This window comes from Paenibacillus sanguinis 2301083 = DSM 16941 (assembly GCF_000374825.1).
Classification (GTDB): Bacteria; Bacillota; Bacilli; order Paenibacillales; family Paenibacillaceae; genus Fontibacillus; species Fontibacillus sanguinis.
On sequence record NZ_KB895390.1, the window covers coordinates 1 to 12299 of the forward strand.

7 protein-coding genes, 16 tRNA genes, 1 rRNA gene and 1 pseudogene are annotated in these 12299 nt (G+C 39.9%); 24 read left to right on the top strand and 1 reads right to left on the bottom strand.

Features of this window, described 5'->3' with window-relative positions; all coding sequences use genetic code 11:
• The 24 genes and pseudogenes from C557_RS0118615 to C557_RS25730 form a co-directional block, all read left to right on the top strand.
• A 23S ribosomal RNA gene (locus tag C557_RS0118615) occupies positions 1 to 89 on the top strand; the annotation flags it as partial.
• A gap of 125 nt (positions 90 to 214) precedes the next feature.
• A tRNA-Asn gene (locus tag C557_RS0118620) sits at positions 215 to 287 on the top strand.
• 66 nt (positions 288 to 353) lie between these two features.
• Positions 354 to 445: transfer RNA gene (locus C557_RS0118625), tRNA-Ser, on the top strand.
• 9 nt (positions 446 to 454) lie between these two features.
• A tRNA-Glu gene (locus tag C557_RS0118630) sits at positions 455 to 529 on the top strand.
• 68 nt (positions 530 to 597) lie between these two features.
• Positions 598 to 673: transfer RNA gene (locus C557_RS0118635), tRNA-Val, on the top strand.
• 14 nt (positions 674 to 687) lie between these two features.
• Positions 688 to 761: transfer RNA gene (locus tag C557_RS0118640), tRNA-Met, on the top strand.
• A 77-nt stretch (positions 762 to 838) separates the two neighbouring features.
• A tRNA-Asp gene (locus C557_RS0118645) sits at positions 839 to 915 on the top strand.
• A 19-nt stretch (positions 916 to 934) separates the two neighbouring features.
• Positions 935 to 1010, top strand: a tRNA-Phe gene (locus C557_RS0118650).
• A 22-nt stretch (positions 1011 to 1032) separates the two neighbouring features.
• Positions 1033 to 1108 (top strand) — tRNA-Thr (locus tag C557_RS0118655).
• Positions 1109 to 1111: 3 nt separating this feature from the next.
• Positions 1112 to 1197: transfer RNA gene (locus C557_RS0118660), tRNA-Tyr, on the top strand.
• A gap of 13 nt (positions 1198 to 1210) precedes the next feature.
• Positions 1211 to 1284, top strand: a tRNA-Trp gene (locus tag C557_RS0118665).
• 32 nt (positions 1285 to 1316) lie between these two features.
• Positions 1317 to 1392, top strand: a tRNA-His gene (locus C557_RS0118670).
• Between the two features lie 23 nt (positions 1393 to 1415).
• Positions 1416 to 1487, top strand: a tRNA-Gln gene (locus tag C557_RS0118675).
• Between the two features lie 10 nt (positions 1488 to 1497).
• Positions 1498 to 1572 (top strand) — tRNA-Gly (locus C557_RS0118680).
• 12 nt (positions 1573 to 1584) lie between these two features.
• A tRNA-Cys gene (locus tag C557_RS0118685) sits at positions 1585 to 1658 on the top strand.
• Positions 1659 to 1668: 10 nt separating this feature from the next.
• Positions 1669 to 1754: transfer RNA gene (locus C557_RS0118690), tRNA-Leu, on the top strand.
• 21 nt (positions 1755 to 1775) lie between these two features.
• Positions 1776 to 1857: transfer RNA gene (locus C557_RS0118695), tRNA-Leu, on the top strand.
• A gap of 101 nt (positions 1858 to 1958) precedes the next feature.
• The gene (locus C557_RS0118700; protein ID WP_018753398.1) at positions 1959 to 3878 is read left to right on the top strand and encodes a hypothetical protein; all 1920 of its coding nucleotides are present in this window, start codon (positions 1959 to 1961) and stop codon (positions 3876 to 3878) included.
• Positions 3879 to 3985: 107 nt separating this feature from the next.
• Positions 3986 to 4147, top strand: a complete 162-nt coding sequence (locus C557_RS25725; RefSeq protein ID WP_420805404.1) for a restriction endonuclease — start codon at positions 3986 to 3988, stop codon at positions 4145 to 4147.
• Positions 4071 to 4955: a tetratricopeptide repeat protein gene (locus C557_RS0118705; RefSeq protein ID WP_018753399.1), complete on the top strand. Its 885-nt coding sequence runs from the start codon at positions 4071 to 4073 to the stop codon at positions 4953 to 4955. Before C557_RS25725 ends, C557_RS0118705 begins: the two co-directional genes overlap by 77 nt.
• The gene (locus tag C557_RS0118710) at positions 4934 to 5197 is read left to right on the top strand and encodes a hypothetical protein (RefSeq protein WP_018753400.1); all 264 of its coding nucleotides are present in this window, start codon (positions 4934 to 4936) and stop codon (positions 5195 to 5197) included. The genes C557_RS0118705 and C557_RS0118710 overlap by 22 nt, the downstream gene beginning before the upstream one ends.
• Positions 5198 to 5486: 289 nt before the next feature.
• A complete protein-coding gene (locus C557_RS0118715) occupies positions 5487 to 5960 on the top strand; it encodes a hypothetical protein (protein ID WP_154656277.1) in 474 nt (157 codons plus the stop codon).
• Positions 5961 to 6281: 321 nt separating this feature from the next.
• A complete protein-coding gene (locus tag C557_RS0118720) occupies positions 6282 to 10028 on the top strand; it encodes a YobI family P-loop NTPase (protein ID WP_018753402.1) in 3747 nt (1248 codons plus the stop codon).
• A gap of 196 nt (positions 10029 to 10224) precedes the next feature.
• Positions 10225 to 10356 (top strand): annotated as a pseudogene (locus tag C557_RS25730) (IS3 family transposase); the annotation flags it as partial.
• A gap of 104 nt (positions 10357 to 10460) precedes the next feature.
• Here the strand turns inward: C557_RS25730 and C557_RS0118725 are convergent.
• Positions 10461 to 12290 (bottom strand): hypothetical protein, encoded by a 1830-nt coding sequence (locus C557_RS0118725; protein ID WP_018753403.1) that lies wholly within the window; start codon positions 12288 to 12290, stop codon positions 10461 to 10463.
• Between the last annotated feature and the right edge of the window lie 9 nt (positions 12291 to 12299).

The following is a 12299-nucleotide window of genomic DNA, read 5'->3' on the forward strand; positions in this document are numbered from 1 at the left end:
CCTTGAAGACGACGAGGTTGATAGGCCTGAGGTGGAAGTACAGCAATGTATGGAGCTGACAGGTACTAATCGGTCGAGGGCTTATCCAAAAAATCACTCGGAAGAGTGGCGTCAGGCTGAGCAAGCCGTGAAGAGCACTCCAAGAGAACTAACACGCAAATTTCGTTTCGTATCCAGTTTTCAAGCGATTAAACGCTTGAAAACTTCATAATGGTCCCTGATAGCTCAGTTGGTAGAGCACTCGACTGTTAATCGAGTTGTCACAGGTTCGAGTCCTGTTCGGGGAGTCAAGTTCCCAGGAAGTAGGTTATACTTCCGAGATATACTTCATTACTTCCTGGGATCTTATATCTGGAGAGGTGTCCGAGTTGGCCGAAGGAGCACGATTGGAAATCGTGTAGGCGTCACAAGCGTCTCGAGGGTTCGAATCCCTCTCTCTCCGCCATAATATTTAGGCCCGTTGGTCAAGGGGTTAAGACACCTCCCTTTCACGGAGGTAACAGGGGTTCGAATCCCCTACGGGTCACCATTTCTTTAAAATCATGACTTGATTTACTCTGTTATGATCTGGTACAATAGAACTTGTCTTTTCCCATTGGAGGCTTAGCTCAGCTGGGAGAGCATCTGCCTTACAAGCAGAGGGTCGGGGGTTCGAGCCCCTCAGCCTCCACCATAGATATTTACTGACGCGGGGTGGAGCAGCCCGGTAGCTCGTCGGGCTCATAACCCGAAGGCCGCAGGTTCAAATCCTGCCCCCGCAACTTATCCTCTAAAAGTGAAGAATGGCTTTGTAGCATATTCCGATTACTTTTCGGGGACCCCAGAAATAACCTAGTGTGGAGCCGTGGTGTAGAGGCCTAACATGCCTGCCTGTCACGCAGGAGACCGCGGGTTCGAATCCCGTCGGCTCCGCCATTTAACTTATTTTGTGTAAGGCTCGGTAGCTCAGTCGGTAGAGCAGAGGACTGAAAATCCTCGTGTCGGCGGTTCGATTCCGTCCCGAGCCACCATTGTAATATTGACAATTGAAGAGCCGGTGTAGCTCAACTGGTAGAGCAACTGACTTGTAATCAGTAGGTTGGGGGTTCAAGTCCTCTCGCCGGCACCACATGGAGGCTTAGCGAAGTGGCCAAACGCAGCAGACTGTAAATCTGTTCTCTGACGAGTTCGGTGGTTCGAATCCATCAGCCTCCACCAGTTTTACCTATTTAGGGGCATAGTTTAAAGGTAGAACAAAGGTCTCCAAAACCTTTGGTGTGGGTTCAATTCCTGCTGCCCCTGCCACTTTTTTTCAACAACTTAATATTTTATTTATGGCGGTCGTGGCGAAGGGGTTAACGCACCGGATTGTGGCTCCGGCATTCGTGGGTTCAAGTCCCATCGATCGCCCCATTTTTATCTAAATAATTGAATATTGGGGATTAGCCAAGCGGTAAGGCAACGGACTTTGACTCCGTCACTCATAGGTTCGAATCCTATATCCCCAGTCTTTTATATGCGGACGTGGCTCAGCGGTAGAGCATCGCCTTGCCAAGGCGAGGGTCGCGGGTTCGATTCCCGTCGTCCGCTCCATTTTTTATATATGGCGCCATAGCCAAGTGGTAAGGCACAGCTCTGCAAAAGCTTTATCCCCAGTTCGAGTCTGGGTGGCGCCTCCATCTTAACTATGCGGGAGTGGCGGAATCGGCAGACGCACAGGACTTAAAATCCTGCGGTAGGTGACTACCGTACCAGTTCAAGTCTGGTCTTCCGCACTTTGAACAACCTTATAATACGCCGGCGTGGCGGAATGGCAGACGCGCTCGACTCAAAATCGAGTGGGAAACCGTGGAGGTTCGAGTCCTCTCGCCGGTACCAACAATGAAATCAAGCTCTTGGGATGAAGATCCTAAGGGCTTTTATTTGATTTCAGGGATATCCTTCGGAGTATGAAGTATCAGAATAAGGAATGATGAACAGTGTCAAAAGAAAAAACTTCCGATTTAAGTATGAATCAGGCGATTGACATGATAACGGGAAAGATAAGATCAGCCAGGGAAGTCCACAATCATCCCCATTTAAAAGAGCCCAATCGTTATCTTTGTCTTGGATGCAAAGAGACTCCCGAACATTTAATACAGGCATACGAAAAGAAGAAAGAACCAACGATTCTTGAGCATGTTAGTGATGACGAACACCCTTATTTTCGGAGAGGTAAGGGGCAGCAGCATTATGAACGTTGTCGCTTTCGCAGCCCGGAATCCAAAGTCATTTCGCTGGCGGAAAGTAATGGAATATCTATTGATAATCGGACTAAAGTGCTTAAAATTTTAACGAGTGCTAAACTGGTCAGGGAAAGCGGCGATTCGCCGGGGTATTCCAGAACAGCATATACAAAGTTCTTTACCCATCAGGCCCACCAAAGGTTTTATTTTTTCTTAACCAGCTTGCTGGAGGAATATGAGGTTACCACATTTCAAAGTAGAGTCTCTGCATTTTATGTGACAACCGAGTCCGGCAAACCCGTCAAGTTTGCTGATATATTTGGATTGCAGGACGATATCATTCATCGAGTTGAAAAAGAAGGATCCAGTTGTTTGGCAGTAGTCGTGGGTACGGTAAGAAAAGTGATACATAAAGGTTATATTCTCATCGATTTCACCACAAGCAGAGTAGAGAAGCGACGAAATTCGAAACCATTTCGACTTTTTGTACATCACGAATATGCCAGCAAAGTTGGAGATATCACACTATTGGAAAATCAGAAGATTGCCTGCTACGGATTTGTAGAGAAGAAGATATGGACTCATGGCGCAGTTTACCAAATGGAATTGTACTCTATAGAGCATCAAATTTATTTCTTCGATTATCCTACAAATCGAAAACAAATAGGTTCGATTCATGATCCTGACGATTCTGTAGCGTATGCCCTTGAAGAGTGCATGAGTTTTACAAAGCGATTCTGGGGAACAGAAAGGCTTTCCGATCAAGAAATCATTAATGTATTAACCGTTCATGGGCAAACAATGTTGGAACAGAGGAAAGTGGATTTAGCAATAGAAGCAGGGAAACAAAATAGCTACGACGCATTCATAGTAAGCTGGAACGATCTTCGGTCACAAGTCGCAAATGACAAACAACAGCTCGAACAATTACAGATGAATTTGAGAAAGCTCATCTCTGCTTACGAGGTTAAAGCGGCGAAGTTTTCTTCAAAGTTTGGCTTTAACCGGAGAACATTAAGTACGCTAGAGGAGCAACAAAATCAACTTCAACAGCATGCTCAAGGAATCCAAGGAAACCTTAATGAGAATGAAAGAAAACTTTACCGATATCATGAGAAAAAGCGTGATTGGGATAAATGGAAGCAGTCTTTGGATAAGCAGAATCAAGAAATTGAGAAAATGGAACGCTGGACAGTTTTAGAGACAAGGCTGAAGGGGATATTGGCTTCATTTGATTCGCATCTTTTCCGTATCCCGTTTGGCCACCCGAAGTGGGAACTGTTCCTTCGATTTCAATGCAACGCAGAGGATGAATCCAGTGTAGTCATTAGAGCCATTATGCAGCTTTATACGGCCTATGGACAAGCATGGCTTCCGGCTGATCACTCCCTTCAAGAGCAAGTTATGGAGCATCGCTTTACAGTAGATCAACTGAATGAGTCGTCTCGAGAGGCATTGAAAGGGTTGTATTCCAAGTTAGGAAGGTCCATTTTCGAATTCCTTCGACTTATGGGGTGGCCTGCTTCAAAAAGTAAATGTCCGAAGTGCGATGGTTCCATGAGGCTACAATATCGAAATCACAAACACATTCTTGAATGCTGGGATTTGAAATGTAAAGAGAGTTTGACCTTGAACTGGGAAACCGCTGCAGTGGTGTTGAATAGGCGAAGTTGAAGTTATTGAATAGTGCGAAAAAATAGCTAGAACAGCGTCGATCCATAAATCTGTAAATGTAAGGGATGAGTTGCATGTTTAATGCTGTGCTCTGGTCTTTGGACCATATGGATGGAAGCAATTTTGAAAAGTTATGTACAGATCTGATGAGTCGGTCGGGATATCCCGATATTATTCCTGTTGGAGGTATGCATGATCGGGGACGTGATGCAGAGGTCATTCGCTACACGAGTGGTGGGGAAAAGCAAGTCATTTTTATTTCAATTTAGTTTGAACAAATCTTGGAACAAAAAGCTATCGGATGAAATAAAAAAAATTCGAGATTACAATCGGCAAGTTACGACTTTCGTGTTTGTGACAAGCCAAACTGTAACTGGAGCAGCGCGAGACAAATTTGAACTTCTGGCGAATGAATACGGTTGGAACCTTCAAATTTATGACCGTACATGGTTAAGACTACAGCTCGAAGAACGTCATCCTGATATGGCGAAAAAATATTTGGCTATTCCTGATATATTGTTAAGCTATCGGCAGCAGGACACGATTTTCCCCTTTTCTTCGTGTGAAAATTCTGATACAGCTAGTTGGCATCTTTATAAAAACAAAAACTATGAAGAAGCGGCCCTCGGGTTTAAAAAATGGCTGATCCAATACCCCAAGGATATTTTGGCTTGGCAAGGGTTGGCTTCATGCCAGTATCACGTGTACCAATACAAAGAAGCGTTGTTCAGCATTAACGAAGCGCTAAGAATCGATCATTCTAATCGAGTAAGCAAGTCAATAAAAGCCTCAATTTTGACTGAAGATGGGATTGCATGTTCAAACCGCGCGAATCTACTTACTGCTAAAGAGTTATTTAAGGATATTTCGATGGAAAGTGATCATTGGTTTGACTACTATAATTATGGAAATGTGCTGAGCGCATTAGATGAGCCAGAAGAGGCTTTAACCCAATATCTGAAGGCAATAAGTTGGATAGTCATCAACCTGAATTGTGGAAAAACATGGGGAGTGTATACAATACGCTTGGTCAACACGATGAGGAACTTAGATGCTTGGACAAGGTGTTGGAGCTAGATGAAAATCTCGCAGAAGCTTACATCAGTAAAGGGGTAACTTTTTTGCAGATTTTCAACAAAGCAATTCTCGGCATACAATTCATTGAACAGGGTTTGAATTCGAATCCGCAGATAGGTATGCGTTGGCCACATGTTTGGTATTGGCTTACTTTGGGATATCTGCGCCGAAATAAAAAAGTCGAAGCACTAAATAAAGTAGAGACAGGCCTTACTTATGCTTCGTCCATCAGGGTCTACTAGAATTAAAAGCCTCGATTCTGTCCGAGTTATGGAGAAAGGATAAAAAGTATGTTTCTCTTGCTTATAGGTATTTTCAATTCTGCTTGAATACACCTCCGGTGCTTCTCAAATTGTTCATGAACTAATCGAATTAAGTCTGGTTATGAACAAAGAAGAACAGGGTTGGAAGTACATCGAACAATTTTATCATGATCATAAAGTATCTGACATATTGAAAGGATACGGCTATTCACTTTCTACTGCAAAGAATGCAGTAAAGTACTATTATATATACCGGTCATTTCGGAGAATGAAGCCTATCGATCAATACGACAGGGAATTCGGCTCAAACATAATATTTCAGCAACCATCGGTAATTAGTTCAATGGATATTCTTTTTAACGTGATTTTTGGTATGGGGTGTACTGTCCTGGAAAGAAGAAAGATAGAGGCGCATCATATTAAAAAAATGGTTGTACATATCAGAAGTGAATTATCGAAAAAAATTCCATATTTGTGTAGGACTATAGAAATCAAAAGTGAAGATCAAGAGTTGAAAATCGAACTGATTACGCAAGTGTGTGTTCACTTTCCATTGTTAGGATTATTGGAATCAAGTAGACAAACCGGATATATTAGCGGTTATTACGGAATCTCAAATGAGGATCTAGATCATTATATCGCTGGTGATGAAATAACGACTTTGCAATCCAATATTGTGAGTCAAAGCTTATTGGAGATGAACAGACGCTTACGCTTATTTCCAGAAGAAACAGAAACCTAACAAAAAGTTGAGAAGAAGTACAAAAAGCTAGTTTAACACAAAAAGAGTTCTAACCCCTTGTCCCGTAAGGATTTTTCCCGTTCCACTACTTCGCTTTCATTTCTTTGTCTTCGCATAACTTTAATCTTCTCAGCCAAGATATACGAACCAGGCCCCAGTGGGTTATACGCAGAAAATGATATTCGCACCTAATTTTTACGTGATATACGAGGCTGACAATATAGTCAAGTTTGTATTGGCAACCTCAAAAGAGATCACACGTTCGTATAATATGGTATAATATTACTATCTTTTGATCTCTAAATAAGTGAGGATATAACTATGGAATCAAGCAAATATATTTTTAGAAAGCTCACGCCTATTAAAGATGCCGATTTGAAAATATACGAAGATGCCCTTAATTTTGTTTTTCAAGAAGAAGACTTGAAGAATGTAGCAATAACCGGTCCATATAGTGCTGGGAAGAGTAGTGTTTTGGAGACATATAAAGCCAAGCAACCAGATAAAAGGTTTTTAAATATTTCTCTCGCTCATTTTGATTCAGACAGTCATGATTTAGATAGTCAAGAGGATAGAGGTAATCATAAGACTGTTAAAGGGACACAAAATAATGATGCAGTATTGGAAGGGAAAATACTAAATCAACTAATTCATCAAATAAATCCTGATGATATTCCCCAGACTCATTTTAAAGTGAAAAAGAAATTGTCTAAGTTCAAAATGTTCTTAGCTACGCTTTTATTAACTTTTGCTATTATTCTATTACTGTACATGATTAGATTTACTGACTGGCGTCATTTTGTATTGAATTCATCTGATACGTGGTTGAAAGATCTTTTGACATTTACGACGCAAGATACCACAACTGTTATCGGGGGGAGTATTTTCGGTTTTATCTCTATGTATCTTATATTCGTGACAATTCAGATGATTCGATATAACAAATTTTTGTTCAAAAAGCTGAAGATACAGGGAAATGAGATTGAAATATTTGAAGAAGCGAATGAATCTTACTTTGATAAATATCTTAATGAGGTATTATATCTTTTTGAAAATGCTAATGCGGAAGTTATCGTATTCGAAGATATGGACCGATTTGAAAATAATCAAATCTTTCAGAAGTTACGAGAGATAAACTGGCTAATAAATAAGAAGTCGAACCAAGTTATACGTTTCTTTTACCTGCTTCGTGATGATACATTTTCTTCTAAAGATCGAACCAAGTTTTTCGATTTTATTATTCCCATTGTACCAGTTGTTGACGGTTCAAACTCGTATGATCAATTTATCGATCATTTCAAGGTAGGCGGAATATTGGAAAAATTTGATCGCCAGTTTTTGCAAGGACTGTCGTTGTATATTGATGATATGCGCATTCTAAAAAATATTTACAATGAGTATCTTATATATCACGACCGCATCCAGACTACAGATTTAAACAACGATAGGCTACTTGCCATTGTTGCATATAAGAATATTTTCCCAAGAGACTTTAGTGAATTACAGCTTGGTGCAGGATTTGTTCACAATCTTTTTTCTAACAAATCAACTTTTATAAGTTCTGAAGTACAAAAACTTGAGCTGGAAATACTAGAGAAAAAGACTAGTGTAATTAATGCAGAAAATGAACTGTGTAATGATATTGATGAATTGGATGCGATTTATTTTACATATCCAAACCCTTTAATAGTAGATAGTAAAAGAGAAAACCAATTCAAGTCTAAAGCAGCTTTTATTAGAGCAATGAAGAATAATTCGGGAGATATATACTATATAGAAAGTAGTTACCGTTATCAATTCAATTTTGAAGAAGGGTACGGAAGGTTATCACAAAATCCTGAATACCTTCATAGAAAATCATATATTGAAAATAAAAATCCAACCGTAATTGAAGAATTAAAAAACGAGATTAGCCAATTAATAGATAGAAAGTACAAACTGGAAAGTTGCAAGTTACAAGAAATAATCAACAAAGAAAACATTAATGAAATTTTCAGTGTGTCTTTCACAAATGAAGTTGGAGAAAAATTCTTGTTTAAAGATGTGAAATCAAGTCCTTATTTCCCATTAATTAAGTTCTTAATTAGAAATGGGTATATTGACGAAACCTATTCGGATTATATGACCTATTTCTATGAACATAGTCTGAGTAGAGTGGATAAGATATTTCTTCGCAGTGTAACTGATGAGGTCGCCAAAGAATTTTCATATAAATTAAAGGATCATGCTCTAGTCGTTTCACGATTAAGGGAAGTTGACTATGATCACGAGGAAGTACTGAATTTTGACTTATTGAGCTATTTGTTAAAAACTCAAGACCCTCATCTAACTAGAATACTAACTCAACTTAAAAAGAAAAAACGACTAGATTTTATCTCCCAATTTTGGATTGAAGGTGAAGAGAAACGCTCATTTGTAGCTGTGTTGAATAAAACTTGGCCAAGTGTTTTCAAGGAAGTTTTAAATAGTGATTACTTCTCTGAATATCAGAAACAACAGTACACACTAGACACCTTACATTTTTCCTCAATGGAAATTATAGAGAAATTGAATATTGAGGAGTGTATGACGGAGTATATATCGAATAATAAAGAGTTTCTTAATGTTCCGGTACCTGAAATAGATAAATTAATTTTAAGTCTACAGCTTCTTAATGTTAAATTTAAGCAGATTGATTTTTCAAAAGCAAATCCATCATTATTTATGGCGGTGTATAAAGCGGATCTATATGAATTAAACATCTTTATGATCTCGCTAATTCTAAATAAAGTGTATATGCTTCAGGAAAATGATGACTACATATACAAAAATTATACTCTCTTGGTATCAAAACCACAGGAAAGCATTGTGAAATACGTGCAATCCAATATTAATTCTTATTTGGAGTTGATTCTAGAAAACTGTAATTCAAAAATGACAGATGAACTTTTTGCAGCACTTGAAATTATTAATCACTCAGAGATTAATATAGACCATCGCATCATGTACATTAAGTATCTCCAAACAGAAATAGAAAAGCTTGATAGTATAAATGATGAGGACTTATGGCAAACGCTATTGCAATTTGGACACCTTAAATACTCGGAGTTCAATGTTCTTCAATACTATTTTCAATCAGGTAATGGGTTAGATGATATCTTAATCGATTTCATCAATTCTAATCCATCTGATTTGCGCATTAATTATGAGATCTTGTGTGAGAACTTTGGAGAAGATAAGGCCTATGCTTTTATGGATGATATTATACAATGTGACAACTTAACAAATGAGAAGTATGAGTCGTTGGTCAAAGAATTTGGCACATATTATAAATCATTCACATTTACAAGTATTCCTGATAACATGATCAGGCTTTTAATAAAGCATGGAGTAATCATGATGAATGAAATAAATTTACAATTTTTCAGAGAGAACTATACTGGTTCACAGGTTGAATACTTTATACTTACCAATATTGAAACGTATACAAATGAAGTAATCAATCGAGATAATTTTATAACAACTGAAATAATTAGTCTGATAGACAGAGAACTTGCTGATTCATATAAGATTAAATTACTTGAATTAATATCTGATCCGATCTCAGTAAGAGGGAAACGGTATTCAGAAGTAGTTAAGTCACATATTTTAAAACATAATTTTGATATCAATGATCTTAGTGACTTGATAGTGAATTACGATTTAAGCAATTCTAACTTAAAAAGATTAGTAATTTCTATTTGCAAAGATCATATTGGTTACACCATATCAAACGGATTAGAGGTTTCATTTAATCTTTTGAAAGAGCTTCTTCGAATGGACGAGATATCTCGAGAGGACAAATCCGAATTATTTATTTCCCTTCTTAGTAAGCTCAATGAGAGACAAGTTCATGTCTGTTTAGAAATTTTGGAAAGAGAAGACTTTCTTGGGTTGTTTTTTGGTAAGAGACCTAAACTAGAACAAACTAAGGAGAACAATAAGATACTAACGATATTCCAAAATAAAAAGTGGATATCAGGTTTTGATGTTGACAAGAATGATCCGAACTATTACCGAGCTATTGGTCGGAGAACTATTAATAGATAATGTGCTTGGTCATCTCCATATCTTCAATAAAAGTGCAAAGTGGAAGAATAATAAGACTCTAGGGAATCAGCCGCATAACCGTGAAATAAATCAAAACGTCTTCAAGAAAATGCCTCTATGTCGTAAGTTATAGATGACGATTTGGAGATGTTTTTGCGTCGGAAACTAGAGTATAAGTTATCCCGTCAAAGTAAAGATGAAGGCGATTGAGATGAGATTAGCAGGTGCCCCTGTAAGGAGATCATAGCGCAGTTGAACAAGCGAGATCGGAACTTGGATGAATGATCGGAAAAATCGACTTGAGCAGCCCGGTGGGAAACAATACAGCTGCTTTTAATGTTCATAATAAGTTAATGTTGAAGCCGAGTATTATGGTCAAAAACAAAGCAAGCGAACCTAGAGATAGTCCGCTTGCTTTGCTCTTCCTGCCCTTCACCACCATTTGTAGCCGTTACGCTCCAGCTTCTTCTGATCCGAGTTCTTTTCATGATCGCGTTTTCCGAAAAATTCGTCTTCTCTCGCGATCGTTGGGTCATACCAGTCCGCTTTGTCTTTCGCCCATTCCACCCACTTCATCGACTTGGGATCGAGGTTTCCGGATGCCTCCACTGCGGCAATATAACGCCTTATTTTGCAGGCGGTATCGTAGTCCTCCGAAAGATTTTCCAAAGCGAGCGTTTGCTCCACTTCCGCATTAAAGCGTTGTCTGCGCTCCTCTTTTTGCCGCTCTTCTTCCTGGCGTTTACGTTCAGCTTCCTCGCGGGCCTCGCGCTCTTGATGGCGAATATCAGAAGCTTCGTAAAACGCGATCATGATATCGCCAAGGCGATCTTCGATGACGTATGATTTGCAATCGCGAAAGTTTCTTGCGGCATACACCGAAAAGCTGATTCGACCATTGTAAACATAGTCATACTTTCTGATTTTTGGCTTTGACGCCCATGAACTGCGGCGCTTGTCTTCCTCATATTTCAGAAGCAGCATATTTTCTTCTTTCGTGGGAATATGCTTGATCTCGTCTTGCGCTTCTGAAACCGATATAGAGACAGTTTCCCCATTGACTATAAATTTAAGATCGCTGGTAAGCGAACATCCTAACGGCTCCATGGCTTTGATAAGCGCATCAATGATATGTAATACCCGAGGTAATGTTTCTTCGGACACCGTGTCGGCAAGAAAGAGAGGAGAATCCATGGCACGCCGATTGAAGCCTATTGCTTCTTGTTGTTTGCGTTTTTTCTTCCATTCCATGACTGCTTTGCGATGAGTAACAATTGTTGGGTGCATCTTCGCGTTTTCGTTAGGTATCCTGATTTGTGTTGCAATGGAAAGCACGACTGTTCTCTCTTCCTCATTCAGAAATGCGAGCGTCTCTTTTTCAATCTGAGGTGCATACTCAGTTCCGGTTCTTACGCCTGATTTCTTAGCGGGCTTGCTACTTATCGGGAGCGGTATTGGGTTAACCGGTTTACCCGCACGAAGCTTGGCCCAGTATCCGACCGGAGGCGTGGGAATATCAAGGGACTGGCAGACTTTACGGATCGCAACATCCGAGACACCATATCTTTTCGCTACTTCGGTTACCGGCACCATCCATACTTCTTTGTACAAGGTTTCTCTGTCATAAATATTGTAGGGTTGTCCATATTGCTCGTACGTTTCAGGTTGTCCGACCGTTTGAGCAGCTTCGCTGGCATCGTCTTTCTTAGGTACTGAAACGGACGGCGTCTGTTCCTCGACCAGTAACACAGAAGATTCAAGCGTTGGTGTAGATTCGCCGACAGCTGTTTCCATCTCCGATCTACCGGAATCCTTTTCAGAAATCGCTCGATGTTTCTTTTTACGGGCGGCCGGTACGGTTCTGTAAATGAAAATCCTCTCATCCGCCGGTTCCGGTAGTTCCAGTTTGGTTACAGGCTTGTTGAAATTGAGCTTGGTCCAGTATCCGGACGGAGGAATCGGAATGCCAGCTTCCTTAATCTGTTTCATTAGATGAGCATAGGGAAGATTATATTTTTTGGCTACACCGGTGACAGACATTTCCCAGATTTCATCGTATAATTGCTTACGTGTCATTACGATCTCCGAATGCTCTGGCACAGCTTTCACCTCCTTCCCTTCCTCGGATAAGCTCTTTACAACAGTAGAAATGCGAGCCTTTGGCTCAGACGTGACCTCCTGTTCTATTTGCATGGCTTGTTGATTTTCTTCTTCCGCATCAGCAGTACCCGCTGCAGCACTTTCTTTTAGCGGTTTATTCACTGTCTGTGG